The sequence below is a fragment of the Methanoregula sp. genome (genome assembly GCA_041645435.1).
Lineage (GTDB): Archaea > Halobacteriota > Methanomicrobia > Methanomicrobiales > Methanospirillaceae > Methanoregula.
On record JBAZQB010000003.1, the window covers coordinates 404,742 to 429,997 of the forward strand.

At 54.1% G+C, this 25,256-nt stretch carries 25 protein-coding genes; 3 read left to right on the forward strand and 22 right to left on the reverse strand.

The window, feature by feature from the left end:
* Positions 1-269: 269 nt before the first annotated feature.
* The 16 genes from WC593_08730 to WC593_08805 all read right to left on the reverse strand — a co-directional run bounded on the left by WC593_08730 (position 270) and on the right by WC593_08805 (position 15,019).
* The gene (locus WC593_08730; protein ID MFA4825230.1) at positions 270-779 is read right to left on the reverse strand and encodes a hydrogenase maturation protease; all 510 of its coding nucleotides are present in this window, start codon (positions 777-779) and stop codon (positions 270-272) included.
* Entirely contained in the window at positions 776-1,135 is a 360-nt protein-coding gene (locus tag WC593_08735) for a 4Fe-4S binding protein (protein ID MFA4825231.1), read from the reverse strand. The genes WC593_08730 and WC593_08735 overlap by 4 nt, the downstream gene beginning before the upstream one ends.
* Positions 1,132-2,106, reverse strand: coding sequence for a complex I subunit 1 family protein (locus WC593_08740; GenBank protein ID MFA4825232.1), 975 nt, complete (start codon positions 2,104-2,106; stop codon positions 1,132-1,134). Before WC593_08740 ends, WC593_08735 begins: the two co-directional genes overlap by 4 nt.
* The gene (locus WC593_08745; GenBank protein ID MFA4825233.1) at positions 2,103-3,284 is read right to left on the reverse strand and encodes a nickel-dependent hydrogenase large subunit; all 1,182 of its coding nucleotides are present in this window, start codon (positions 3,282-3,284) and stop codon (positions 2,103-2,105) included. Before WC593_08745 ends, WC593_08740 begins: the two co-directional genes overlap by 4 nt.
* A complete protein-coding gene (locus WC593_08750) occupies positions 3,285-3,764 on the reverse strand; it encodes an NADH-quinone oxidoreductase subunit C (protein ID MFA4825234.1) in 480 nt (159 codons plus the stop codon).
* Complete coding sequence (gene nuoB / locus WC593_08755) at positions 3,761-4,291, reverse strand: NADH-quinone oxidoreductase subunit NuoB (GenBank protein ID MFA4825235.1); 531 nt, start codon at positions 4,289-4,291, stop codon at positions 3,761-3,763. The genes WC593_08750 and nuoB overlap by 4 nt, the downstream gene beginning before the upstream one ends.
* Entirely contained in the window at positions 4,276-4,425 is a 150-nt protein-coding gene (locus WC593_08760) for a hypothetical protein (GenBank protein ID MFA4825236.1), read from the reverse strand. Before WC593_08760 ends, nuoB begins: the two co-directional genes overlap by 16 nt.
* Positions 4,422-4,751 carry a hypothetical protein gene (locus WC593_08765; GenBank protein MFA4825237.1) on the reverse strand — a complete coding sequence of 110 codons (330 nt, stop codon included), beginning with the start codon at positions 4,749-4,751 and terminating at the stop codon, positions 4,422-4,424. Before WC593_08765 ends, WC593_08760 begins: the two co-directional genes overlap by 4 nt.
* Entirely contained in the window at positions 4,752-6,224 is a 1,473-nt protein-coding gene (locus WC593_08770) for a proton-conducting transporter membrane subunit (GenBank protein MFA4825238.1), read from the reverse strand.
* The gene (locus WC593_08775; protein ID MFA4825239.1) at positions 6,221-9,505 is read right to left on the reverse strand and encodes a Na(+)/H(+) antiporter subunit D; all 3,285 of its coding nucleotides are present in this window, start codon (positions 9,503-9,505) and stop codon (positions 6,221-6,223) included. The genes WC593_08770 and WC593_08775 overlap by 4 nt, the downstream gene beginning before the upstream one ends.
* Positions 9,505-9,828 (reverse strand): NADH-quinone oxidoreductase subunit K, encoded by a 324-nt coding sequence (locus WC593_08780; GenBank protein MFA4825240.1) that lies wholly within the window; start codon positions 9,826-9,828, stop codon positions 9,505-9,507. Before WC593_08780 ends, WC593_08775 begins: the two co-directional genes overlap by 1 nt.
* Positions 9,825-10,067 carry a hypothetical protein gene (locus WC593_08785; protein ID MFA4825241.1) on the reverse strand — a complete coding sequence of 81 codons (243 nt, stop codon included), beginning with the start codon at positions 10,065-10,067 and terminating at the stop codon, positions 9,825-9,827. Before WC593_08785 ends, WC593_08780 begins: the two co-directional genes overlap by 4 nt.
* Complete coding sequence (locus tag WC593_08790) at positions 10,064-10,324, reverse strand: hypothetical protein (GenBank protein MFA4825242.1); 261 nt, start codon at positions 10,322-10,324, stop codon at positions 10,064-10,066. Before WC593_08790 ends, WC593_08785 begins: the two co-directional genes overlap by 4 nt.
* Positions 10,325-10,859: 535 nt before the next feature.
* The gene (locus WC593_08795; GenBank protein MFA4825243.1) at positions 10,860-11,534 is read right to left on the reverse strand and encodes an NAD-binding protein; all 675 of its coding nucleotides are present in this window, start codon (positions 11,532-11,534) and stop codon (positions 10,860-10,862) included.
* 19 nt (positions 11,535-11,553) lie between these two features.
* Positions 11,554-12,195, reverse strand: coding sequence for a TrkA family potassium uptake protein (locus tag WC593_08800; protein MFA4825244.1), 642 nt, complete (start codon positions 12,193-12,195; stop codon positions 11,554-11,556).
* Between the two features lie 13 nt (positions 12,196-12,208).
* A complete protein-coding gene (locus tag WC593_08805; GenBank protein MFA4825245.1) occupies positions 12,209-15,019 on the reverse strand; it encodes a cation-transporting P-type ATPase in 2,811 nt (936 codons plus the stop codon).
* A 591-nt stretch (positions 15,020-15,610) separates the two neighbouring features.
* Here WC593_08805 and WC593_08810 point away from each other — a divergent pair.
* The gene (locus WC593_08810; GenBank protein MFA4825246.1) at positions 15,611-17,527 is read left to right on the forward strand and encodes a V-type ATPase 116kDa subunit family protein; all 1,917 of its coding nucleotides are present in this window, start codon (positions 15,611-15,613) and stop codon (positions 17,525-17,527) included.
* Positions 17,528-17,746: 219 nt separating this feature from the next.
* On the opposite strand, the gene WC593_08815 is transcribed toward WC593_08810, so the two are convergent.
* Genes WC593_08815 through WC593_08840 form a run of 6 tightly spaced genes read right to left on the reverse strand, consistent with a single transcriptional unit; the run spans position 17,747 to position 22,828 of the window.
* The gene (locus WC593_08815; GenBank protein ID MFA4825247.1) at positions 17,747-18,118 is read right to left on the reverse strand and encodes a 4Fe-4S dicluster domain-containing protein; all 372 of its coding nucleotides are present in this window, start codon (positions 18,116-18,118) and stop codon (positions 17,747-17,749) included.
* A gap of 7 nt (positions 18,119-18,125) precedes the next feature.
* Positions 18,126-19,205: a nickel-dependent hydrogenase large subunit gene (locus WC593_08820; protein ID MFA4825248.1), complete on the reverse strand. Its 1,080-nt coding sequence runs from the start codon at positions 19,203-19,205 to the stop codon at positions 18,126-18,128.
* The gene (locus tag WC593_08825) at positions 19,190-19,567 is read right to left on the reverse strand and encodes an NADH-quinone oxidoreductase subunit C (GenBank protein ID MFA4825249.1); all 378 of its coding nucleotides are present in this window, start codon (positions 19,565-19,567) and stop codon (positions 19,190-19,192) included. Before WC593_08825 ends, WC593_08820 begins: the two co-directional genes overlap by 16 nt.
* Positions 19,564-20,055: an NADH-quinone oxidoreductase subunit B family protein gene (locus WC593_08830; GenBank protein MFA4825250.1), complete on the reverse strand. Its 492-nt coding sequence runs from the start codon at positions 20,053-20,055 to the stop codon at positions 19,564-19,566. The genes WC593_08825 and WC593_08830 overlap by 4 nt, the downstream gene beginning before the upstream one ends.
* On the reverse strand, positions 20,052-20,915 hold the full coding sequence (locus WC593_08835) for a complex I subunit 1 family protein (protein MFA4825251.1): 864 nt from the start codon (positions 20,913-20,915) through the stop codon (positions 20,052-20,054). Before WC593_08835 ends, WC593_08830 begins: the two co-directional genes overlap by 4 nt.
* Positions 20,912-22,828 (reverse strand): proton-conducting transporter membrane subunit, encoded by a 1,917-nt coding sequence (locus WC593_08840; protein MFA4825252.1) that lies wholly within the window; start codon positions 22,826-22,828, stop codon positions 20,912-20,914. Before WC593_08840 ends, WC593_08835 begins: the two co-directional genes overlap by 4 nt.
* Positions 22,829-22,901: 73 nt before the next feature.
* Here WC593_08840 and WC593_08845 point away from each other — a divergent pair, with 73 nt between their 5' ends.
* Both WC593_08845 and WC593_08850 read left to right on the forward strand, forming a co-directional pair.
* Positions 22,902-23,072 carry a hypothetical protein gene (locus WC593_08845; GenBank protein ID MFA4825253.1) on the forward strand — a complete coding sequence of 57 codons (171 nt, stop codon included), beginning with the start codon at positions 22,902-22,904 and terminating at the stop codon, positions 23,070-23,072.
* A 235-nt stretch (positions 23,073-23,307) separates the two neighbouring features.
* The coding region (locus WC593_08850) for a sodium-translocating pyrophosphatase (protein ID MFA4825254.1) at positions 23,308-25,256 on the forward strand (1,949 nt) is incomplete at its 3' end.

Here is a 25,256-nt window from a genome sequence, read left to right on the forward strand (position 1 = left end):
AGTATTTTTTGTCATTGAACCGCCGCGGGGCGCCCTTCGGGGCGGCGGCGTTTATCGTATCCGGGGGTATGGAGGTTTCAACCGCCATTATAGTTCCTGAAGGGGATAATTTTCATGGAAAATCATTTAGAAAACTCTGACGCTCTCGGGGGTTTCGCCCCCGCCACTGGGGCACCCCCCATTGCGATGACAACGTATTTCCTGTAACCTTCTCGGACTATCGCACTGCGCCCTTCCCCTTCACCCTGATGCGAAATCTTCGTCAGACCTCATTCGCTCTTTTTTTCGCAGATGTCGCGAAGGATTCCAAGAAGACCGGAAAAATCCACAATAAAAAAATCCTGTTCCTTTAACAATAGTCCACCAGTCATATCCGGCTGGATGCCGACAAGGGTCACCCGGGCCCGGGAATCCTGTTCAATGAATTCCATTACCACCGACAGGGGGAGTGCGTGGGTCGACAGTGAGCTGGCCTCTATAGTACCGGGCCCGATACAGGCAATGGTCCCGGGCCGGGCCCCCATATCTGCAGCATCAAAGAGGAGGACATGATCCGGGTGAAATCTGCGCAGAGGGGCAGTGATACTCTCCGGTACGGTCCCTGCCAGAAATACCCTGACACCGGGCAGGTGCAGCGGTTCGACCTCCCGTGCGGCAAGCATCCCGAGCCGATCAACAGGCGAGAGCTCATCACCGATACCCACGATGGCGATACGGCAGGCCCCCTCCAGCCGCTTCCGGAGACAGTCCGCCAGTATCGGGTCCGGGATAAGATTCATGTCACTACCGTTTCCCGATCAGTACCCGATTCCGAGAGTTCATTTTTCAGATGGATTGCTCCCGTAGGGCAGTGGCGTTCGCAGAGACCGCATCGGATGCACCTGAACAGGTTCAGTCGGGGTTTTTTCTTACGCTGAACCTTTTTTCCCTTGAACTCGATCTCTTTCGGGCTGTCCGCCATGGAAATGCACTGGACCGAACAGACAAGAGAGCACTTTGAGCACCCGATGCAGGTATCATCATTGATGACAACCCGCCCCCGGAACGCAGCCGGTATCGGTACTTTTTCACGGGGATAAAGAATTGTAAAGGGTCGTGCGAGGAGATTTTTCACCATCTCATAAAGGACGCTCATATGCCCACCTGCCAGAAATTCATGACGAGCACAAGAGCGACTTGCACGAGGGCGGCACCGGCAATATATTTCCAGCCGATGGCGTTGAGCTGATCGATACGGATCCGGCCGGTGGCTACCTTGATTGACGAGAGGACCAGGAGAATGGCAAGGGTCTTTACCAGGAACAGGAAAAACCCGGCTGCCCATCCAAGCCATACCGGCAGGATGACCCAGGGGGTCATCGGGCCACCGAGATAGAGGGCCGCGATGAGGGCACTGCCGGTCACAAGCGATGCATACTTTGCGAGATGCATGAGAGCAAGTCTCCTGCCGGTCAGTTCCGTCCAGGGGCCTGCAACAATCTCGGTCTCGGCCTCCGGGATATCAAAGGGGGTTCTCTCCAGTTTGGCCTGGAGACAGACCAGCGCAACCACAAATCCTATAGGCTGGAGGAGGAGGAACCAGGCATTCTCCTGCTGCCAGTGTGCGATCTCCGATACCGACCACGTCCCTGCCATCAGGGCGGGGGCGAGCATGACGAGGAAGAACGGGACCTCGTAGATGAAGAGCTGGGTCACCGCCCGGATCCCCCCGATGGCCGAGAAGACGTTCCGGCTCAGCCAGCCCAGCAGGAAGAGGACAATGGTCGGGATGAGGAGGAGATAGAGCACGAGGATGAGGTCTCCCTGGAACCGGATAATGCTGTTTCCTCCAACGGGTATGCAGAGAAAAGCAGTCATGACCGCTGCAAGGGCGATTAACGGGGCCGCATCAAAGATCCTCCGGTCAACGCCATCGGGATCTATGACTTCCTTACCCAGCATCTTGACCACATCCGCACAGGGTTGGAAGAACGGTGGCCCGACGCGGTTCTGCATCCGGGCCGTGACCCTCCGGTCCAGGAACTCAATGAACAGGGAGTATATCAGGAGAAAGACGAACCCCGGGAAGACAAGAATGTATAGGATCGTGAGGAGGGGATCGGTCATCGGCGCTCCTGCATGCTGGCGCGGAGATGACTTTGTTTCCTCAGCTCGTCGAAAGTTACAATGCCGGTTGTCCTTTTCTTGGAGTTCACTACGGTAATTCTTGACGTGCACGAGAGGCAGGGATCGATTGCGGCAACAATCACGGGTATGTCGGCAAGATTCTGGTTGACAAGACACAGGGCAACAGAGGTCCAGTTGGCAAGCGTCGGCGTGCGAATATCAACGCGTTCAACCTTGTCCGTGCCGTTGGTCCGGATGAAATGCGCCAGTTCTCCCCGCGGTGCTTCGTAGCGGGAGAGGATCTCCCCCATCGGAGCGGTTTTGGGCGCATTGACCCGGACCGGGCCTTCCGGGAGGTTCTCAAGACAATACCGGACAATCCTGATACTCTCCTGAAGTTCCCCGATGCGGACACGCGTCCGGCCATACACGTCGCCGCTGGTATCGGTCACAACGTTCCAGGGCACCTCGGTATAGGCAAGGTAGGGATCGTCCCTGCGGATATCATAGTCCACCCCGCTTGCACGTGCCGTGGGTCCGACGGCACCATAGGCAAGAGCTTCGTCCCTTGAGAGCTTCCCGACACCTTTGAAGCGGATCAGCAGGGTCTCCTGGTCATTGACCATCTTTGCATACTCGCGTATCCGTTCCTCGAGATGGGGCAGGCGTGCCAAGGCTGCATTCACTTCAGAAGGGGTCAGGTCACGGCGTATGCCACCAACTTCATTCATGCCATAATGAACCCGGTTCCCGCTCATCTCTTCAAGGGTGTCCTGGACCGCCTCGCGGTCACGCCAGGTCCACATGAACAGCGTGTTGAACCCCACCTCGTGCGCTGCAACCCCCAGCCACAGGAGATGGCTGTGCATCCGCTCCAGCTCGGCGATGATGGTGCGGATGAACCGGGCCCGTGGCGGTATCTCCAGCTCCATGATCTCCTCGATCCCCTTGACAAAGACCGTTGAGTGGGAGTGGGAGCAGATCCCACAGACCCGTTCCAGCAGGGGGAGGACCCTGATGAAATCACGCTGCTCAGCTGCCTTTTCTATACCCCGGTGGTTATACGACAGGTCCAGCTCGAGACGGACAATCCTCTCACCATCTGCAACAATCCGGAAATTCACGGGTTCTTTCAAGGCGGGATGGTGGGGTCCTATCGGAACAATGACATTCGCCATCTATATCCTCTCCCCGGGTATTCCGCCGTAGAAGGTGCCGGGATCCTTTTTCCAGTCTTTCCGCAGGGGATACTCTTCCAAAGGCCAGTCCTCATTCAGCATAATTCTCTTTAAATCGGGATGACCCAGAAAAACGATGCCCAGCAGGTCATGGATCTGCCGTTCATAGATCCCTGCCGGCGGGAGGAGATCAGACATCGTGGGAACCTCCGGCTTGTCCCGCGGAAGTTCGATCGCAATTGAGATGACGGAGCGGTGAGGGCCGGTGAGATGGTATACCAGTTCGAGGGTTTTGCCGTTGTCGACTGCGCTTATCGTTATCAGGCGATCACATTCCAGCAGTTCCCGGGCATTGGTGATCGCTGTACGGACCGTTTCCGGGGTTGCTGTTATCCTGATGCGGTTATGGCGGACCTGCTCTGCGGTTCCCCATTCCTTCATCGTCTCCGCTACAAAGTCCCGTGTCAGGAGAGGTTTCATCGTGTCACCCCGGGTGCACCACCTGTGTGCGGGATTCCGGCGGAGGTTTTCTGCCGCCATTCCTTCCCGCCATGGACCGCATCCGCGCTCATCAGATTCAGGCAGGCAACAACGCCGTTGATAATCTCATCCGGTCGCGGGGGGCAGCCGGCCACGTAGATATCGACGGGTATGACCTGTTCCACCGTATCCATGACGTGATACAGGCCGTGGAATGCCCCCGCCGACGCTCCGCAGGCACCCATGGCGATCACGTACTTGGGTTCGGGGATCTGCTCCCAGACCCGGCGGAGCCGGGATGCCTGCTTCAGCGTCACGTGCCCCGTGACAATAAGGATATCCGCGTGCCGGGGCGAACCCTTTACGAGGATGCCGAACCGCTCGATATCAAACCGTGGCATCAGGCAGGCGATGATCTCAATATCGCAGGCATTACACGCTCCGCTGTTAAAAAGGGTGATCCAGGGCGATCTCTGCCGTGCCCAGTTCACGAGGCGCTGGCTGAGCGAACTCACCGGAACTGCCATTGTGTAGAATCACCTCCATCGGAATATAAGAAAGCATTGATCGGTACTATCGCACCGGAATCCTGCCGGTGCCCGGCAGGACCTGCCATCTTGGCCGGCACGACCGCGGTTTTCCGGCAGGACCGCCAGTTCATTGTTCCCACCTCAGGGCCGTGACTGCGACTGCGACAAGGGCAAGAAAACCAAGGGTTCCCCAGAGCGGCGCATCCGAAGGAGCGATCGAAATGACCAGTGCCGCGACATGCACGACGACAAAGAAGAGGGCGACATAGTAGAACTGGTAGCCAGGCTGGTAGGTCTGCGCTTCCATCGCCTCGCCGCCAACATAGGGCATAATCTTGTTGACCGTGGGCCTGAATGCAGGTGCTATTGTGCGGGACCAGGTATAGAGCAGGTACCCTGTGGCGAGTGCCAGCATGAAAATACTGACCGGAGATACCAGAAGATCCAGCGGGGTCATTTATGGTATCCTCCAGGTGAAGAGCTGGCCGGCTGCACGGGAGATCCAGTCAAACGACTCGGGAAAGAGGCCGAAATAAACCGTGACAACGGCCAGAATTACAACGGCTGATAGCGTGCATGCGGGAATTTTGACCGAATTCACCGGCAATCTGTCCGAAGGGTCTGCCGCCTTATCACGGAACAGGAGAGTTGACAGGACGGGGACATAATAGCCAAGCGAGATGGCATTGTTGAGCGCGAGAATCAGGGCAAGGATGACCCCGCTCATCATGGATGTAACCATCCCTGCCTGTTCAAGGAGCATCTTGCCGAGGAAACCGCAGGTGAATGGCACACCGATCAACCCGAAGATGAACAGCGTAAACGATATGCCAAGGAGCGGGTATTGTGCTCCCAGTCCCTTCATCTTTACCGTCTGGTACGAACCGGCACTGGCGGCAAAGGTATCAGCCGCGAGGAAGGCCCCGGATTTCATCAGGCTGTAAGCGATGGCATAATACAGTCCTGCGGTGAATGCCAGGGGCAGGTTATACGCCATCCCAATGCCAAAACCCAGCAGGATATACCCCATCTGGGCAACGCTCGAGTATGCAAGCACGTACCGGAGATCCGTCTGGTTGAGGGCAAGGAGGTTTCCCGTTGTCATGGTAATGACCGCAAGGAATGTCACGACAATTCCCAGTGTCCTGATAACGGACCCCCCTGCGGGAAGTGCGGAGAGGGAAAGGAACAGTGCGATAAGCACCCCGAATTTGGTTGCCCCGACGAGAATGGCGGTAACACCCACGGGTGCCCGGGCATAGGCATCCGGAAGCCAGGTGTGCATCGGGACTATCGCAAGTTTTACTCCGTACCCGAGCAGGATCAGGATGCCCGCGAGCAGGATGAGCGCCGGGTTCGCTCCTGCGAGTGCCCCCGGGAGCTCCGCCAGGGCCATCGTATGCCCGGCCATATACAGGATTGCGACGCCAAGGAGGGCAGTAATGGTCCCTGTCACACCCTGCAGGAGATAGTTCATTGCCGCGGGAAGCGCTGCCGGATCCTCCCGGTACCGGTAGGCACAGAGGGCATATACCGGGACTGCGGATAACTCGACCATCACAAAAATGTAAAAGAGGTCCCGGGAAAAACCGACAGCCACTGCACCGGCAAGGGCAAACAGGAGGAGCGGATAAAACAGCTGAACCGGCCCTTCCGGATCGATACTCTCCTGAGAAGCCCATGCCGCGGCAGCCCCGATGCCGGTGATAAGAAGTCCGGCGGTCAGGCCGACGAATGAGATATTTTCCGGGGATGGTTGCGTGATAATCGCGGAGAGCATGAAACAGAACGCCACAAGGAGCCACAGGGCGGCAAGCATTCCTCCCCGGCTCCGGAATTGCCGGGGAAGGAACTTTACGATGAAGTAGAGTGCCACCCCGCCGGTGGCAATAAACAGGGGGGCCATAACGGCCATGCCGGCAGGTATCACAGCTGCACCCCCATCAGGATAACGACCATGAAGGCGACCAGAACACCGGTAAAGACGGCCATATTCCAGTTCGCATCATGGCCTTCCATACCCGTGGCATACCTCCCGGCAGTGAACAACAGGTGTGCTCCTGCGATCGCATAATCATAGGTCTTCCGGAACAAAACCTGAAGCCCCCGGGCACCGGTGCATATCCCGTGAGCTGCAGCCAGGTATACCACATCGAAATCCACGAGCCGCGTTTCGTGGGGCTCAAGGAGTTTTCTCCCGGCGGTAAAGAAGAATATGCCCGCAGCACCAAGGACGATGATGGCGCTGATGACATGCACCGGGGCATATGCATCGTAAACGGGAGTATAAGGTAACAGGGAATAGAGGACTGACGGAAAGATCCCGAGTATGATACACAGTGCAGCAGCCCCGAGCATCCCTGCCTGCATGAGAAGCGGAGGATCTGAAGCCTCCGTCTCACCCGGTCTTAAGAACGCAAAATATCCCAGTTTGAGGAAGGAGACGAATGTCCCAAAGGATGCGATCTCCAAAAGCACCCACAACCAGATGCCCGTATGTTCAGCTGCAGCGAGCACCATCCCCTTGGAAACAAACCCGTTGAAGAGCGGGACGCCGGAGATTGCGAATGCCGCAACCCAGTAAGCAAACGCCGTCACCGGCATCTTCTTCTGCAACCCGCCGATACGGCTCAGCAGGTTCTCACCGGTCTTCCAGATAATAACCCCGACGGCCATGAAGAGGAGCGTCTTGTAAAGGATGTTGTTGACGAGATGGGCCATCCCACCGTTCAGCCCGAGTTGCCCGATCTCATTTGCTGCCCCCAGCCATCCCAGTATACCTATACCGGCGACCATGAAGCCGACCTGGGAAATAATGTGGTAGGAGAGAAGCCGGCGCATATCATTCTGGAAGACCGCAAAGATGATGCCATACAGGGCCATGAGCACTCCCATCCAGGCAATATATTCCGTTCCCGGCTGGGCCCGGGCAAGGAGATAGACGGCCGTTTTTGTCGTGTAGATGCTGAGGAATACACTAGCGACAAAATGTGCCCGGGGATAGGTGTCCGGAAGCCAGGTATGCAGCGGCAGGAAGGCGATATTCACCCCGATACCCAGTACGATAAGGACTGATGCCCACAGCTGGTACGTAGCATTTGGGATTCCTGCAAGGGGACCGATAATGGGGGAACCTGCCCCCACAAAGAGCAGGGCGATCCCGACAGCGAGAAGGGTACCCCCAAGGCCATGGTAGAGAAGGTACCGGTATCCCGCGCTGATCGCTTCCCCGCCCTCCTGCCAGATGAGAAATGTGGAGGTGACGGCCATGATCTCCCAGAAGATCAGAAGGCTGATCCAGTCCCCGGCAAAGACCACGCCAAGGGAGGCGCCGGCATAGAGGAGGGCATAGAGGTGGAGGCGGGGGGTTGCAACGGCTGCCGCATAGAGAATGGCAAGGAAGGTAATGACCGCAAAGATGACCCCCGTCAGGTACGAGAGGCTGTCGATCCTCAGCAGGGTCAGGGTATACCCCATAAAAGGAAGATTCCACTGCATTACGCCCGTAGCAACCGGGCCGGCAAAATACCCGCCGGGAAGGAGGAGGACATCAATAAGCGCAACCACGCCGAGAGCAATAAGCCCGGCCTGCCGTGCACGCCCGGTCAGTAGTAGAACTAACGGTGCGCCGATAAAGAAGATCAGGAATGGCGGTATCGCCGTTCCAGGGGTCACCGGAGCAGAAACAAGAAGGGCCGTATCCGTTATACTTGCTGCAACCTTCGCACAGAGAGCGAACGGACTGAACGGCAGAGTGGTCCAGAGACCCAGCAGAAGGGCTCCTGCTGCCGTGACCAGGATGGGGACCCGAAGTGCCCATCGAACCTCTGGCACAGGATATACACAGGGCCGGAAGAATGCCCGTATGATGATCGGGAGGAAATAGGCAAGGTTTAAGACACTCGCTCCCACCAGCACCAGAAGCATCCACCACTCGCCCACACTTCCGGCACCGATACCCGCGGAGAGGTAATATTTGGCGATAAAGCCTGCCATGGGTGGCAGCCCGACCAGACTCAGTACTGCAAGAGTGAATGCAGCAAACTCCCACGGCATCTTTCTGCCAATCCCGTCGAGCTCAGAGATCTTTGTCCTGCCGGTTTCCACTGCCACAGCACCGGCAACAAAAAACATGGTCAGCTTGCCGAATGCATGGGCGGTAAATGCATAGGTTGCACCAATAATTGCTGCAGCCCTTCCGAAATCAGAAACACCGGACAGTCCCGATGGCAGAAGGACTGCTGCACCCAGTATCATGTAGCTGAGCTGGCTGACGGTGGAGTACGCGAGCCGCAGCTTGAAGTCGTCCTGGAGCAATGCAAGGAGCGACCCGACAATGATCGTGATGACTGCAGCAGCGATTACGATGCCCCGGAGCCCGAGGTCTGCCATCAGATCCGGCCCGTAGAGGTAACACATCAGGCGCAGGAGACCGAAGACGCCGGCATTTACCACGGCAACCGCGTGGAGCAGCCCGCTAACCGGGGTCGGGGCAATCATGGCACTCGGCAGCCACCCGTGGAGTGGCACCAGCGCCGCCTTTACACCGAAGCCTGCCAGGAGGAGGAGGAACGCGATGCGGGCAAAATCGGGAGCGATTGTGGCAATGCCGGGGTTTCCGCCTGCAACAAAGTCGAGCGTGTTTCCCATGGCAAGAAGGATCATCATGCCGGCAAGGATTGCCACACCGCCGCTCTGGGTATAGATCAGGTATTTTCTCCCGGCCGCAAGCGATTCCTTTGTCTCCGCGTGCACCACCAGAGGATATGCAGCAATGGCAAGGATCTCGTAAAACACGAAGAGTGAGAAGAGGTTCGAAGACAGGGCGACTCCCATGACTGCCCCAATGGTTATGGCAAAACAGGTATAATACCGGGTCTGGGCGTGTTCTTTCAATCCCCGCATGTACCCAATATTATAGACGGTCGTTACGATCCAGAGCAGGGAAGCGACAGATGCAAACAGGAGGCCGAAGGCATCTGCAGCGAACTGCAGGGTCAGTCCGGGAAGTACCGGAAACGGCAGCGTGGATACGGGTTGTGCAAAAAACACTGAGGGGAGGCACAGTAAACAGATGATGAATGTCAGTACTGCGGAGAGGAGGGATCCGGCTTCACGGGCATCCGGCCGGTTACGCAGGAGCAGGACCGAGCAGGCACCAAAGAACGGCATGCCGACAAGAAGAATCAGCATCCACGGAAAAACGTCCATCACGGTTCACATCCCTTCAGTATCCGGGCAAGCGCAGCACAGTCGAAAGTCTTTGAGACTCTTTTTACCAGTATGACAAGGGCTAGCGCAACCCCGGCGATGACCGCCTCGATGGCAATAAGGGTGAACACCACAGCCTGCGAAACCCCCACATCGTTCGAGAGATACCCTGAGAGAATAAAGAGCAGGCTGACCGCTTTTCCAAGAAATTCGAGCCCTATCACCATTTTAATCAGGTGGTTGCGGGCTATCAGGCCTGCAAGCCCTGTGGCGAACAGTGCCCCTGCAACGATTATCAGAAATGGGGGGGCCGTGAGAATCATGGCCGCATCCCCCGCGATCTGTCGGGGCCAAGGAGCAACAGTATGGAAAAGACCCCTGCAAGGATGATAAAACCCAGGACCACCACCTCAAAGGTGCGTCCTTTCCAGAGTGCTGTCCCGGCTGATGTTGCCTGGGGGACGGTTGCTGACCATGAAGGCATATCTCCCGCCAGCGCAGCAATGAAGACCAGAAGAAACAGGATACTCAGGATCGCGGCAAAGAAGCTTTTCCGGTTCATACTGGCACCTCTTCTTCCCCACCGGCAAGAATGAGGGCAACGAGGAAGAGCACCGCAACAAGACCCGCCCCTACCGTCAGCTCCAGGGCACCGGCATACGGGGAGGCGAGCAGGAAGAAGATGGCTGACAGGCAGACGCTGCTGACGGCATAGGCGGCAATGGAACGAATAAGATTCGTATGGAGTATGGCAATGACTGCCATTCCTACGCTGGCCAGACCGAGTGCGGTAAGAATAACGACATCCGGATCAGTCATCGTATGTCACACACCACCGATTTAATCTCGTTATCATAGGATCGGGGGGCCGGTAGCCAGACAGTGGGCGATTGAAAATGGGGAAGGAGACAAAAAAGAGGTGATCTCCCCTCGCTATGGTACGGACGGAATAAAGTCTTGTCATGGAAATCTTCCGGGTTTACCTGCGATTTCTGATGTTTATTTTGCAGAATATCCGGTATTATACGGTTCTTTCAGATAATTCCGACTTTTAACGAATCATTTCCCATCAGGATATAATCAGTTCATCTTACCACAAAGGAGGACATAAACCTTTGGTAACCGGTCTGTGGTATCCCGAAATCATTTGAGATCACGACAATATTTTCGATAGTGCTGTAATGGAAGGGAAATTTTTTCCTTTTTTTATTTTTACAGTCGTTAAAGTTCGCATGAAGAGTTATACCTCACATCCCAGATCGAAACCGCGAAGGACGAATTGTTCTTAAAAAAAGCGATTGACTTATGCGGGTCATGTCCCTGATGCAGGAATCTGGCAGGAAAATGTATAGAATTATTCCGGCGATTTCAGGATCGCAGCCAGCACGTCCAGCTGTGAAACATGCACCAGTGCAAACACTTCATCGCCCGGGACAAGCACCGTGCTCCCTCGCGGGATGAGCAGGTTGCCCTCACGGATGACCGCGGTCAATACGCATTCCTGGGGCAGGTTGAGATCCCGTACTGCCTTGCCGGCCGCAACCGATCGCGGATCGACCTTGTTTTCAACCAGTGAATACTGCCCTCGCCGGAGTTTCAGGAGCGTCATCACGTCCCCGAGCGACATCTCCTCTGCGATCAGGTGGGCCATCAGATCTGCCTGATTCAGCGGCACATCGACACCCATCGCAGGAGTAAACAGCCACGCATTCTTGGGTATATTCACCCGCGCAATCGTACGTTTGACATTGAACTCGAAGCGGGCAAGGCTGGTGATCACAAGATTCGTCTCATCCGTCCGGGTCACTGCCGCAACCACATCCGCATCACGGATACCGGCAGCCTCAAGCATATCCGGATCCGTGCCATTGCCAAAGACAACAACACCTGCGGGCAGCTCCTGTGCAGCCCTCTCGAATTCTTCCCGCGTGCCTTCGATAACTTTCACCGTGTGCCCGTCTGCGAGCAGTATCCGGGCGAGGTAGGTACCGACCTTGCCACCCCCGACAATCATCACGTGCATTGTCATATTATTACCTCTTTTGACATTATGCCAGCCCCATCAGTGCTTTCAGGCGGTCAACGGAAGTCGATGATACGGCGACATGTATCATGTCGCCATGCTGAAAAACCGTGCTGATGGTTGGTACAAATGTCCTGCCACCACGGCTGATTGCAACCACCTGTATCTCACCAGGCACGGTAAGATCATTCACCATCCTGCCGGCAAGCGGTGGCGGAATCTCTGACTCGACGATACCAACCCCCCCGCTTCCCAGTGAGTGAACTATATCCAGCGTTGAGAAGGTGAGGAGCTCGGCAAAGCGTTGCATCCCGAGGCTGACCGTAGAGACCGTCTGGACTCCCAGTCGCCGGTAGATTTCCGATTTCCGGGGATCGTGCATGCGGGCAACAACCTTGGGAACCTTGAACACCTCTTTTGCCAGCCGGGCAACCACCAGATTGATGCTGTCATTCGGCGTAAGGGCAGCAAGGCAGTCAGCCCGTTCTATCCCGGCCCGGATAAGAATATCCCGGTCGAGGGCATCACCCGTAAATGCCTGGCCCCTGAATGCAGGTTCGAGGCGTTCGAACGCTGAAGGGTCGTTGTCAATCACCGTTACGCTATGATTGGACATATTCAGGTACAGGGCAAGGCCTGCACCCATCCGTCCGCAGCCAATAATCATAATCTTCACATCATCACCCACATGCATTTTTTCTGGTTGTTCTGCGATCCTTCCACCGGACGATCCCTTTCCGGAGTTCTTCTGCTATCAGCAGTACCGGTGCCCATGCCAGCAGGAACAGCCAGTATTCTGGGGGGAACGCTGCAGTGCCAAAGATCTGCTGCAAGACCGGGACATATACGATCAGGGAGATCACAATGAGTTCTGTTGCAATACCAACCCATATGAACCGGTTGGAGAAGAACCCGATCTCAAAGATTGAACTGTGTTCGGTCCTCTGGGCAAGGACATTGCCGATCTGCGTGGTCACGACCGCAGCGAGCGCCATTGCCGTGGCAGAAAGGTAGAGCGTCCCGCTGGAAGGGAGATCCAAGAACGTTCCCCAGTACCCGCTGGTCCAGTACGTAAAGAAAAAGGCCGACATCGCAGCAAGGCTCTGGATCGGGCCGAGCCACAGGTACGCCCGGGTAAGCAGTGAACGAGTAATCACATGCTCTTTCAAATCACGGGGAGGTTTGTCCATCACTCCCGGTTCAGGGTGCTCGGCACCCAGAGCAAGAGCCGGCACCAGGTCCGTGCCAAGATCAATGGAGAGTATCTGCATAACATTGAGGGCAAGCGGGATTCGTCCTCGTGAGAAGGCAAAGAGGATGAAGGGCACTGCCTCGGGAGTGTTGCTGGTGAAAATATACGTGGTAAATTTTTTGATGTTTGCATAGACGGCACGGCCTTCTTCAACGGCATTGACAATGGAAGCAAAGTTGTCATCGGTCAGCACCATATCGGCCGCTTCCTTTGCCACATCGGTGCCGGCAATGCCCATGGCGACGCCGATATCTGCTTTTTTTAGAGCGGGTGCGTCATTAACACCGTCACCGGTAACGGCAACAACATGTCCCATTGCCTGCAGGATACTGACCACCCGGAGTTTGTGCTCAGGAGCCGCACGGGCAAAGATGACCTCCCCCATGAATGCCTCCCGTAACTCATTGTCTGTCATTATGTCAAGATCTGCACCGGTGATTATCCGGGGTCTGTCGACCGTGATGATCCCGATACGTCGTGCAATACTCTCCGCAGTCAGACCGTAATCCCCGGTGATCATGATCACCCGGATACTGGCACGATGACATTTTCCGATTGCTTCTGCCACTTCCGGGCGGGGAGGATCCATCATTGCGACAAGCCCAAGAAATACCAGATCGCGTTCGACAGTTTCAGGGGTGTACGTGGTCACACACTCTGGAAGAATACGCATGGCAACCGCAAGCACCCTTAGTCCGCTACGGGCATACTCATCATTGATACCCATAATCTCATCCCGGAGCTTGTCATTCATCGCACTCTCCTGATTATCAGCCTGAAACGATGTGCAGAGCGTGAGCACCTCTTTGGGAGCTCCTTTGAGATAGATGATCCGCCCCGTTCCGGACTGGTGTATGGTGCTCATCAGTTTTCTGCGGGAATCAAAGGCGAGTTCACGCACCCGCGGGGTTTTTATAAGTTCGGCCTCAGGATCTGTCCCTGCCTTGCAGGCTACCACTTTTAGAGCGGCCTCAGTTGGATCACCGATAATCTTCCACTGGGGGGATTCACTGTCGGGGGGTAGCAGCCGTGCATTGTTGCAGAGACCCGCTGCAGTGATCAAGGTTTTTACATCGCCGGTAACAGTGGGCGGGACCGGCTGGTCATTCTCCTGTATCGATCCTTCCGGTGCATAACCGACTCCGGTTACCGTGAGATTCCGGTGTGCGACCCAGAGATTCCGAACCGTCATTTCGTTCTGAGTGAGCGTTCCGGTCTTGTCCGTGCAGATAACCGAAGTACATCCCAGTGTTTCAACCGCTGAAAGCCGCTTTATCAGGGCATGTCTCTGTGCCATTCGCTGCGATCCCCGTGCCAGTGCAAGGGTTACCGTTGGCAGCAGCCCTTCCGGGACGAAGGCAACAATCATGCCCAGTCCAAAGATAAAACTCTCGGCAAGGGTAACACCGGTTAATGTCACCATCAGTGCGAAGAACAGCATGCCGATACCGATTGCAATGAACGTGACTACCCGGGTTACATGGTTCAGCTCTTTCTGCAACGGACTCTGTTCTTCTTCCAGGCTCTGGGTCATAAGGGCAATCTTGCCAAATTCGCTTTCCATGCCGGTGGCAAACACGATTGCTTTACCGGTACCGGAGACCACGTTGGTGCCGGCAAAAACCAGGTTGGGGAGTTCGACGCGGGCAAGCCCGGGCTGTAAGATGATCTCAGAGGTCTTGTGTACCGGGCGGGATTCACCGGTAAGGGTTGACTGGTCGACTTTCAGATCAGCGTCCTGCACCAGACGGGCATCGGCAGATATGTGGTCGCCTTCAGAGAGCAGCAGCAGATCACCTGGTACAAGACCTTCGGCAAGGATAACCTGCTCCTGACCTTCCCTAACCACCCTGACATTGTGCGGCAGGAGCTTAAGCAATGCCTCGGTTGCTTTCTCGGCACGGTATTCCTGCCAGAATGAGAAAAGGCCATTGATTACGTTGACCATCCAGACTGCAACACCCAGCTGGGGCATCTGGGCGATAAAAGCGACAATCCCTCCTGCCCAGAGCAGCAGGGCCATTAAGTGAATGAAATTTGCAAAAAATTTTACATACAGGGATTTTCCCTGGATTTTCTGTAATGCATTGGGTCCGAACCGTTTCTGGTTTTCACTGGCTTCAAGGGTAGTAAGACCCTCGGGGCGTGTGGCAAGAACCCTGAAGACATCGGCAACAGGCAGAGTATGGATAATACGAATGAGGTTGGTAAGATTGGGGATGTCAGTCTCTCCTGTCATATCCTCTTCCCTGCTGCCGGATGAATCCGGCACCGGTCTTGACGTACTTACATTTCCTGTAGCAAGACTCCACGTTCTTGTATTTATAACCTGAACCGTGATCCCTGTGACTCCGGAGTCTCTCTGATATTGCAGAATACTCAAAACCGGATTCACCGGGGATCTGGCAGATCTGCAATCCGGCTGCTCCTTTTATTATGATAAATTCAAACCGGACGCCTTGCCCATACGTCCAGGCCCCCTTTATGGAAATATTGGTGATACTAAAAGTTTCAAAAACGCTTTTTTCTAATAATCCCGCGAAGTCATTGAAATTTCACTTCAATTAATGATCAATTGGACTGCATGGGCAAAGGATTTTTATGATATATATATATAATAACGGAATGAGCGATGACGGTCGGAAAAATTCATGAGGGACCATGCATCAGCAAGCAATTACCAGCCGAACAACGTAAGAATTGATATTAAACATATCACAACAATGCTTGATATAATCGGTAATTCGACAGCAATAACCTTGGAAATGTTCAAGATGCGGGGCGTGGTTACCTTCAATGGGTTTGATTCCGACGCATCTGATGAGGGTTCATGCTTCAAAAGATGAAAAGGGTACAGATCATTGGTCCAAAAGAGAAGTTCTCCCGCGTAGTGGACTTACTGTATCATGAAGGCACCCTTCATTTCGAAGATGCCTGCGATTGCATCTCCTGCGACGAGATATCCTTAAAAAAAATTAACGCTGAAAACGCAGCAGAAGTTCCCAAGGCTCTTGAAAAAATCAGCGTGATCTTTTCCACCCTCCCCATAGTTGAAGAAGATTCAGAGCGGCAATCCCTAGTCCATAACGAGTTGGTGGAGGAAACTCTGGATCAGACTCTAGCCCGGTCAAAGCGGATTATCAATGAACTTGAGTTGACCACAAAGGAGCTGGCGACCAGAAAAAGCGAACTGTCGTTCACCATCACGTCATTGAAGAGGTATGAAAAAGTTATTCAGACCCTCGAACCGGTGGAACAAAAGCTGCCAATTCACGAGGGATTCGAAGTCGTCGTCCTTCTGATTCAAAAACAGCATAATGATGTTATTAACCTCATCGAGTCCGAGATTGAGAGGATCACAAGAAACCATTTTGAGATGGCCAGCATCGTTACGGATGAAGAGACCATCGCAGCAGTCGTAGCGTATGATAATAACTATTCACAAGAGGTCCATTCCTTTATTTTTTCGGCAAATGTGAACGAGATACGGCTTCCGCAGGAATTCATGGGAAAACCGTTCAAAGACATGCTTGCATTGGTCCACCAGAATCTGCACGAGGCTATCGAGGAACTGGCTCTGCTCGATACGCATCTGCTGGATCTTTCAACTAAGTGGTATCAGGAACTATCTTCCCTCAAAAAAATCCTTGAGGATGTGAATGAAGAACTCCAGATCTATTCCAACGCCGGGCAATCTGAACATTGCTTTGTAATTCTCGGCTGGATTCCCCAAAAATTTTTTAAAAGGACGCAAAACGACCTGCAAACGGAATTTCAGAACCGTGTGGTAATGGTTGATCTTGAGGTAACTGCCAAGGATCTGGAACATGCACCCACATTCTATGATAATCCCTGGTTTGTCAGGCCGTTTGAATTTTTTATGAAGCTTGTATCTCCTCCAGATTCCCGTGAGGTTGATCCGAGCCCTATCCTTGCGATTTTTTTCCCGTTTTTCTTTGGGATCATGGTAGGGGATATTGGGTATGGTCTGGTGATCCTTGTCTTTGCCCTGCTGATGAAAAAGAAGTTTGAATCCATAGAATGGCTCACTCAGCTGATGAATATCCTGATCATCTCCTCAATCCCTGCGATCTTATTTGGATTCTTTTTCGGGGAGTTCTTCGGGAATTTCGGGGAGATGATGGGGTGGCTTCACCCGGTGCAATTCCTCGGCATCACGTGGAACCGGGCTGAGGCGATCATCCCTATGCTCATCCTCGCCGTCTCGATTGGCGTAGTCCACATCTTCCTTGGCCTTGCACTTGGCATGCGCAATGCTGTTATTCTCAAGAACAGGAAACACCTTGCAGAACGTTCGGGAATGCTCCTGATGATCACCGGGCTCATCCTCTTACTGGTAACATTTGCCGGTGTGTTGCCGGAAAACACGGCCTATCCCGCAGCAGTCCTCATGATCATTGGTCTCCCCCTCATCATTTTCGGCGCAGGGGCGTTTGGCACCATTGAGGTGATGAGCACGGTGGGGAACATCCTCTCCTATGCCCGGTTGATGGCAATCGGCATGGCATCGGTCATCCTTGCGATGGTCGCAAACAGGCTTGGGGGTTCAATGGAGGTCCTCGTTGTCGGGATCATCATTGCAGCTCTGTTACATACCCTGAACATTATCCTTGCCATGTTCAGCCCAAGCCTGCACGCAATACGACTTCATCTCGTGGAATTTTATTCAAAATTTTATAAGGGGGAAGGAATGATGTACAAACCTTTTAAAAATGGAAAAAAATGATGAATGAGTGACAATACGTGAGGGAAAATCGCTTCTTTTCTGTTACCCTGGCTCTGTTGAAACCCTATTTTTTTTATTGTTCGTTTATTGTCTTACGGCTGTCAGGAGTGTGGCCCCTCTCTCCCCCAGTGGGGGAAGCAGCCCAAGAGGAGCGTCGCCATGACACCCGTTTGGGGGTTTTCATCAACCTTATGGGGGCTTTCGCATAGAACGTCGGGATTATACCGCTGCCGGTTCCTTCTTCTTTGGCCCTGCCACGGTAAACTTCTCAAGACCGCCCCGGGCAGTCATTGCCGGGCGGTACTGATTGTCCATGATAAGGCATTTCGTGGGGCAGACATCCACACACACAGCACAAACCACACAGCGCATCTGGTCGATCTGCCACGTCTTCTCCTTGACCTCGACACAGATTGCCTGGGTCGGGCACTTGCGCTGGCAGGACCGGCAGGTAATGCACCCGTCCGGATTGATCTTCACGTGCCCGCGGGTAGCATCGGTCTTCTTGGCCGGTTTTGCCGGATACATCAGGGTGGCCGGGCGGGAGAACACGCTTTTTAATACGGTTTTTGTCATCTCGAAAAATGTCATCGTCGCATCACCTCTCCGCACACCCGATACAGGGATCGATGGTCAGGACAATCACCGGCACATCCGCAAGTTCGCATCCTTTTAAGAGCGTAACAAGCGGGGGAATGTTGGTGAACGTGGGGGTCCGAACGCGGTGCCGGACAAGGTTCTTCTTGCCGTTGCCCTTGATGTAGTGGATGACTTCTCCCCGTGGCTGCTCAGCCCTTGAGAGATATTCGCCATCCGGTGCACCGGTCACTTTTATGTCAACCGGCCCGTCAGGGATCTTCTTTGCGCACTGCTCGATGATATCTATTGAGGTGAACATTTCCTTTGCCCGCACGGCACAGCGGGCATAACAGTCCCCATCGTGTTCCACTACAGGTTTGAAGTTGATCTTTCCGAAAGCCGCGTAACCGGTCTCGCGGATATCGATCGCAAGACCGCTGCCCCGTGCCGTGGGGCCTACCGCACCAAAGTAATAGGCATCCTCCTTCTTGAGAACCCCAATTCCTTTCAGCCGGTGCTGGATCGAACTGTCGTGCAGGAACACATTCGTGAGATCCTGGAGTTCGTGCTCGATCCCCCTGAGCCCCTTGACCATCTCATCGAGTTTTTCAGGAGATATATCCCGCCGGACGCCGCCCACCTTGCAGACACCCTGAATGACCCTGCCACCTGTGGTTGCTTCGAGGTCGTCAAGGATATGCTCACGGAGCCTCCATGCATTCATGAATACGCTTTCAAAACCCATACTGTCTGCAAAGCAGCCAAGCCAGAGCAGGTGCGAGTGCAGTCTTGAGTATTCCGACCAGATCGTCCTGAGATATTGGGCCCGCTCTGGAACTTCAAGCCCCATTATCTGCTCAATACCCTGCACATAGGTCTGGCTGTGGATGAAACTGCAGATACCACAGATCCGCTCCGCAATGAAGACGTACTCGGTGTATTCCCGTTTCTCCACGAGTTTTTCAAGACCCCGGTGGACATATCCGATGGTCGGGATGACATCTACGACTTTTTCATCCTCCAGTACAAGGTCGAGGTGGAGGGGTTCAGGAAGCACCGGGTGCTGGGGGCCGAACGGGACGGTTATTTGTTTTGACATGCGTCGTCCTCCTTTACAATGGTCACGCTGAAAGGATGTTTGATTGCTGTCTTGTAGAACGTGCCTTTGAAATCGATATTGATCCCTTTCACATGGATACCATACAGGTCATGGATCTCGTTCTCGTATACAAACGCACCAAAGTATATTCCGCTGATGCTGGGAATTTCATCTGCCTGTTTTACGGTAATGCGGTAGTTTGTGAGCTTGTAATCTTTGTCATAAACATAGAGAATCTCGAAGTTGTCTTCGATCTTCGTGCACCCGATCTGAACCAGACGGTTGCCGTCTTTCTTTGCCTGCTCGGCCTTCGTAACTACGTCCCCGACACTGATCGGGAGAATTGTCTGTGGTTCCATCATTGTGCACCTCCTTCCGCGTGCCTGTGGTGTTCTTTATGACCGTGATCGGTTACCATGGGAGAGCTCACCTTTTTGATCCGTTTTTCCTCTAAAATGCCCCACGCGGTGACAATCCCGTCGATAATGGACTCTGGGCGTGCTGCGCACCCGGGCACGTAGACGTCAACCGGTATGAGTTTATCGATGCCTCCGGCAACATTGTAGCATTCCCGGAACACTCCTCCCGAACAAGCACAGATACCGACTGCAACAACCGCTTTCGGATCCGGGATCTGGTTGTAGATGTTCTGGATGACCTCGCGGTTCTGTTCATTGATCGAACCGGTCACAACAAAGATATCCGCATGTTTCGGGTTACCCGTGTTGATGATGCCGAACCGCTCGACATCATACATTGGGGTGAGGCAGGCAAGAATCTCTATATCGCAGCCATTGCAGCTCGAGGCATCGTAATGAATGATCCACGGGGATTTTGCAAGGTAGGTCATGGAATACCTCCCGACAGGAAGTAGAGTGCAGCAAGGTTGACCACGCCCACGACGGCAGCAATCAGCCACGAGCTCTTCACCAAAAACTGCCACCGGACACGGGCATTTGTATTGTCGATGAGTATCTCTAACAGGTAGACGATGATGACGGCAGCTACACCAATCAGCGGGTTGAACCCGAAGAAGAGGTATACAAACCCGAGCAAAAAGACTGTCTCGTACCAGTGGCTGACCTCGATGAGACCGAGTGACGGGCCGGAAAATTCTGTGGTTACACCCTTTACAATCTCCTGATGAGCGTGATGCGATGTCGAGATATCGAATGGTGATTTGCGCAGCTTGATCGTCAGCACATAGAGGAAACCGAGGAAGATACCGGGAATGAGAAGGACAACTGGTGTCGTGCTCGATGCAATATCGTTGACATTGAAGCTGTTCGTTGCGACAAACATACCCACCGCAGTCAGGATCACCATCGGTTCATAGGCCATGATCTGGAGCAGTTCCCGCTCCGCCCCTACATAACTGTAGGGAGAATTTGCGGCAAACGCACCCAGTACAAGGAAGAGCTGCGACAGCGTAAGGGCAAAGATGACGAGCAGCAGATCCCCGCCGGCAAAGAAGAGTGCCCCGGTGAAAACCATGAAGATGATGTAGCAGATGGCATAGAAAATCTGCGTCTCGTTCACTACGGCCTGCTCTTTTTCAAAGAGCTTGCCCACATCGTAGAATGGCTGCAGGATTGAAGGGCCGACCCTGCCCTGCATGTGTGCAGTGATCTTCCGGTCAATACCTGCAACCAGCCCTCCGACAACAGGTGCCACGAGAATAAAGAAAGCAGCCCAGACAATATTGATCACAGGAACACCCCCCGCAACGCGGTTGCAATAAACATGATGCCGATGATGGCTGAACAGATCCAGATCCCTGCGGTTCTGAGTTTTGTTTCACCGAAATACTCGTGGAGATAATAGTTGGAGAGCACTGTCTTTTTCTGCATGCCCAGAGACCCGGAGAATCGCATATCGTGGGTGGTAGTTCTGCCACCCATGTAGGGGGGCACATGCTTGTGCTTTCTCTGGGGTATCAGGATGCTCAACGGGAGGCCAACGAGGAGGAGGAGCATCAGGATCATGATGGTGATATTGCCGAGCGACAGCTGGGCTACGTGACCATAATTTGCCATGAGATAGGGTTCGAGAAGTTTTGTCGACAGCAGCGGGAAGACCAGCGTGGTGATGATCGAGAGCCCGGCAAGTGATACCAGAGCTGCCCACTCGCTGTGATCAACTTCCCCTTCAATGTTCTTACTGTCAGAAGTAACGGCAATAATCTTGCCCATCCATTTGGTCCAGAAGAAGACCGTCATGGCGCTGCCAAAGGCAAGAATGATGACAAACAGGAAACCGTAGGGTACATCGATGAACGCCCGTATTGCCGCCCACTTGGAGATCAGCATACCAAACGGTGCAAGGAACATACCGGCGATACCAATCACCATCATTGCAGCAATTCTGGGCATGCGCACGATGAGCCCATTCATGTCATCGATCTCGCGGCTCTTGATCCGGTGTTCGACAGATCCGACCGAGAGGAAGAGCAGAGATTTGGAGATAGCGTGGAACACAATCAGGAGGATTGCAGCCCAGATCGCCTCGTAGGTTCCGATCCCGGCGCAGGCAACAATGAGACCGAGGTTTGCTATAGTTGAATAGGCAAGTACCCGTTTTGCATTGCTCTGTGATATCGCAATACCGGACGCGATAAGGAAGGTGAGCGCTCCTACCATGGCTATCAGATATCCCGTGAAGGTGGACTGGAAGATGGGGGCAAGCCTGACGAGAATATAGACACCGGCTTTGACCATGGTGCTGGAGTGGAGGAGTGCCGAAACCGGAGTCGGTGCCACCATCGCTCCTACAAGCCAGGAGGAGAACGGCAGCTGGGCTGCCTTGGTGAGACCGGCAAACCCGATAAGAGCTGCCGGAATGAGGGCTATGACTTTGCCGGATGCGAGCAGCGTGTCAAGTCCCATGATACCGTTGCCGAACATGGCAAGGTAGATGATAGCGCCGGCAAATGCAACCCCGCCAAGCAGGTTCATCCACAGGGCAGAAAAGGCATTATTGGTGGCTTCCTCGGTCTTTGTATACCCGATCAGGAGGAAGGAACACAGCGTAGTGACTTCCCAGAAGAAATAGACCCAGAGGATATTGTTGGAGAAGACCAGCCCGAACATGGCTGCGATGAAGATAAACATGATCGCAAAGAACCATGGTCGCCGGTCCGGCATCTCCGGGTGGTGTTCGTGGAAGAACTTCATGTACCCCAGCGAATACACGCAGATGAGACTGCCGATGATGCCGATGATCAGTGCAAGGATATTGGAGAATTCATCGATGAACAGGTTCGACTGGACGTGGATGGTGTGGGCGTATACCAGTTCGAAGTAGAGCATCACTACGGACTGGACAAGGATGAGCCCCACGACAAGCCACTTTTTGTGCACGATACCGAGATACAGGATGAATACGGCAATCAGCATCTCAAGGATGAACATGAGAATACCGGTCGGCTCTCCTGGAATGATCGAGACCAGCAGGGCCCCCTTATTATAGGTCGATATCAACAGGTAGACACTGACAATCCCAATCGCCAGTGCGGACAGTTTCACAATCCAGTCGCGTTCGATGTCTTTTTTTGCCAGAAACAAAAAGAACGCGGCAATGAGCGGAAACAGGATGAGAAATATTAACAGCTGCGCAAGTTGCACCAGATACCCTCCTTCAAAGAATATGCGAATTTATCATTATTAATCATAGTGAATTGTGCGTGGCCGGCAGAATGTGAAAAAACCTGCAACAAAATCGATAATTCATGAAAAAACACCGGAAAATGAGGGAAAAGCGGAAAATCAGATAAAAAATAGTAAAAAAATCAGAAAAACAAGAGCACCGTCTGCCTTCAGGTGTAATACCAGGATGTGGTGCAGGGCCGGAATAATGATAAAAGTTTAATGTCTCAAAAAAGCACTAATGATCTCTTAGGATGGGTTGTGGAAAAAATCGGGGATATCCCGGGAACCGTTGCGCCCTCCTTTGGTTCCGGTCTGGCAGAATAGTGCCGATGCCAATTTATCATACCTGGTGTGTTACCCGGATCCTCTTCCAGCGGTACGGTCTCGTGCGGTCAATACGCTAGTAGTCCCGTTAGGTTGCAGGACTCCTGCCGGCACAGCAGGGAGGTCATGGAATGATCGACTTTGTATTACTCATCGTAATTGCGATATGTATCATCGCACTGGGACTCGCAGCAATCCTGACGCGTAACCTCCTCTCACAGGATCAGGGAACGCCCAAGATGCGCGAGGTTGCCGATGCGATCCGGGTGGGTGCAGAAGCATTCATCAAGCGCCAGTATTCGACTATCGCCGTGCTTGCCATTGTATCTGCAGTGGTGATCTTTGCTATTTATTATCTCACCGGACAACAGGCGATTGCCCTCGCTACGGCAGCTGCTTTTATCGTCGGTGCAACCTGCAGCGCAGTTGCCGGCGTCGTTGCCATGTGGATTGCCGTAAGGACCAACATCCGCACGGCAGCAGCAGCCCAGACCAGTGATGGGAAGGCACTTGACTTCTCGTTCCGCGGCGGGGCCATCTCCGGCCTGATCATCACCTCGATGTCACTCCTTGGTGTCTCGCTCACCTACATTGCACTCGGTGCAGACCCGACCCATACCCCGTTCGTCATCATCGGGTTCGCCTTCGGTGCCTCGTTCGTGGCACTCTTTGCCCAGCTCGGTGGCGGCATCTACACGAAAGCCGCTGACGTCGGTGCAGACATTGTCGGCAAAATCGAGGCCGGTATCCCCGAAGACGATGTCCGGAACCCGGCCACTATTGCAGATCTCGTCGGCGACAATGTCGGTGACTGTGCAGGCCGTGGCGCTGACCTCTTCGAGTCCACTGCAGCCGAGAACATCGGTGCAATGATCCTCGGTGTCGCGCTCTTCCCCATCTTCGGCGTGAACGGTATCCTCTTCCCGATTGTCATGTGTTCGCTCGGTCTCCTCGCGAGTATGATCGGTATCCTTTCCGTCAAGGGAGTCGATGGTGCCGACCCGATGGACGCCATGAACCGCGGGTACTACATCACTGCAATCATCTCTGCGTTCTTCCTCTTTGGCGGAGTCTATTACCTCCTCGGTGCAACACCCGGCTGGATGTACTTCGTCCTTGCAGGTCTCATTGGTATTGCCCTTTCCGTAGCCTTCCTCAGGGTCACCCTCTACTATACCGACCACCACTACCGGCCGGTGCAGGATATAGCTGACGCTTCTGAGACCGGCGCGGGGACCAACCTCATCATGGGATTCTCGGTCGGTCTCGAGACCACCGCGGTTCCGGCTGTCCTTATCGGTGTGTCCCTCCTCGCTTCGTACTGGTGCGGGACCATGACCGGTATCCCTCAGGGCGGCCTCTACGGCACTGCCGTTGCAACCATCGGTATGCTGATGGTCTGTGCCTATGTCCTTACCATGGACACCTTCGGCCCTATTGCCGACAATGCCGGCGGGATCGTCGAGATGAGCCAGGCCCCTGACGAAGTCAGGCACCGCATGGACAAGCTCGATGCAGCCGGCAACACCACAAAGGCACTTACCAAAGGGTATGCCATCGGCAGCGCGTCCCTCGCGGTATTCCTGCTTTTCAACGCCTACATGGCTGACATTGCCAAGCTCACCGGCAAGGCATTCGATGTTGTCAACCTGGCAAACGTAAACGTCTTTGTCGGGGCACTCATCGGCGCAATGCTCGTCTTCCTCTTTGCAAGCCTCGCCATCCGCGCAGTCTCCAAGACCGCACAGTCCGTGATCGATGCAGTCCGCATCCAGTTCAAGGACCCCGCAATTATGGCAGGCACCAAGAAGCCAGACTATGCAGCAGTTATCGATATCACCACCCAGGGTGCGCTGAAGAACATGGTCCTTCCTGGCGCCCTTGTGATCGTGTTCCCCATCATCATCGGTGTCACCATGAAGTACGAAGCCCTCGCCGGCTTCCTCATGGTAGCAACCATCACCGGTATCCTGATGGCACTCATCCTCAACAACAGTGGTGGTGCATGGGACAATGCCAAGAAATACATCGAGACCGGTGTCCATGGCGGCAAGAAGAGCGAGGCCCACAAGGCAGCCGT

What these genes read in the sequence shown, in the direction of transcription:
- nuoB (MFA4825235.1), bottom strand. Translation starts at nt 4,291, where the DNA reads ATGGCAGTTCCGGTGAGTTCGCTCAGCCAGCGCCTCGTGAACTGGGCA.
- WC593_08820 (MFA4825248.1), bottom strand. Translation starts at nt 19,205, where the DNA reads ATGTCAAAACAAATAACCGTCCCGTTCGGCCCCCAGCACCCGGTGCTT.
- WC593_08765 (MFA4825237.1), bottom strand. Translation starts at nt 4,751, where the DNA reads ATGACCCCGCTGGATCTTCTGGTATCTCCGGTCAGTATTTTCATGCTG.
- WC593_08760 (MFA4825236.1), bottom strand. Translation starts at nt 4,425, where the DNA reads ATGAACTGGCGGTCCTGCCGGAAAACCGCGGTCGTGCCGGCCAAGATG.
- WC593_08750 (MFA4825234.1), bottom strand. Translation starts at nt 3,764, where the DNA reads ATGAAACCTCTCCTGACACGGGACTTTGTAGCGGAGACGATGAAGGAA.
- WC593_08790 (MFA4825242.1), bottom strand. Translation starts at nt 10,324, where the DNA reads ATGACTGATCCGGATGTCGTTATTCTTACCGCACTCGGTCTGGCCAGC.
- WC593_08785 (MFA4825241.1), bottom strand. Translation starts at nt 10,067, where the DNA reads ATGAACCGGAAAAGCTTCTTTGCCGCGATCCTGAGTATCCTGTTTCTT.
- WC593_08815 (MFA4825247.1), bottom strand. Translation starts at nt 18,118, where the DNA reads ATGACATTTTTCGAGATGACAAAAACCGTATTAAAAAGCGTGTTCTCC.
- WC593_08740 (MFA4825232.1), bottom strand. Translation starts at nt 2,106, where the DNA reads ATGACCGATCCCCTCCTCACGATCCTATACATTCTTGTCTTCCCGGGG.
- WC593_08830 (MFA4825250.1), bottom strand. Translation starts at nt 20,055, where the DNA reads ATGACCTACCTTGCAAAATCCCCGTGGATCATTCATTACGATGCCTCG.
- WC593_08735 (MFA4825231.1), bottom strand. Translation starts at nt 1,135, where the DNA reads ATGAGCGTCCTTTATGAGATGGTGAAAAATCTCCTCGCACGACCCTTT.
- WC593_08795 (MFA4825243.1), bottom strand. Translation starts at nt 11,534, where the DNA reads ATGACAATGCACGTGATGATTGTCGGGGGTGGCAAGGTCGGTACCTAC.
- WC593_08825 (MFA4825249.1), bottom strand. Translation starts at nt 19,567, where the DNA reads ATGATGGAACCACAGACAATTCTCCCGATCAGTGTCGGGGACGTAGTT.
- WC593_08800 (MFA4825244.1), bottom strand. Translation starts at nt 12,195, where the DNA reads ATGATTATTGGCTGCGGACGGATGGGTGCAGGCCTTGCCCTGTACCTG.
- WC593_08805 (MFA4825245.1), bottom strand. Translation starts at nt 15,019, where the DNA reads ATGACAGGAGAGACTGACATCCCCAATCTTACCAACCTCATTCGTATT.
- WC593_08780 (MFA4825240.1), bottom strand. Translation starts at nt 9,828, where the DNA reads ATGATTCTCACGGCCCCCCCATTTCTGATAATCGTTGCAGGGGCACTG.
- WC593_08745 (MFA4825233.1), bottom strand. Translation starts at nt 3,284, where the DNA reads ATGGCGAATGTCATTGTTCCGATAGGACCCCACCATCCCGCCTTGAAA.
- WC593_08775 (MFA4825239.1), bottom strand. Translation starts at nt 9,505, where the DNA reads ATGGACGTTTTTCCGTGGATGCTGATTCTTCTTGTCGGCATGCCGTTC.
- WC593_08730 (MFA4825230.1), bottom strand. Translation starts at nt 779, where the DNA reads ATGAATCTTATCCCGGACCCGATACTGGCGGACTGTCTCCGGAAGCGG.
- WC593_08810 (MFA4825246.1), top strand. Translation starts at nt 15,611, where the DNA reads ATGCTTCAAAAGATGAAAAGGGTACAGATCATTGGTCCAAAAGAGAAG.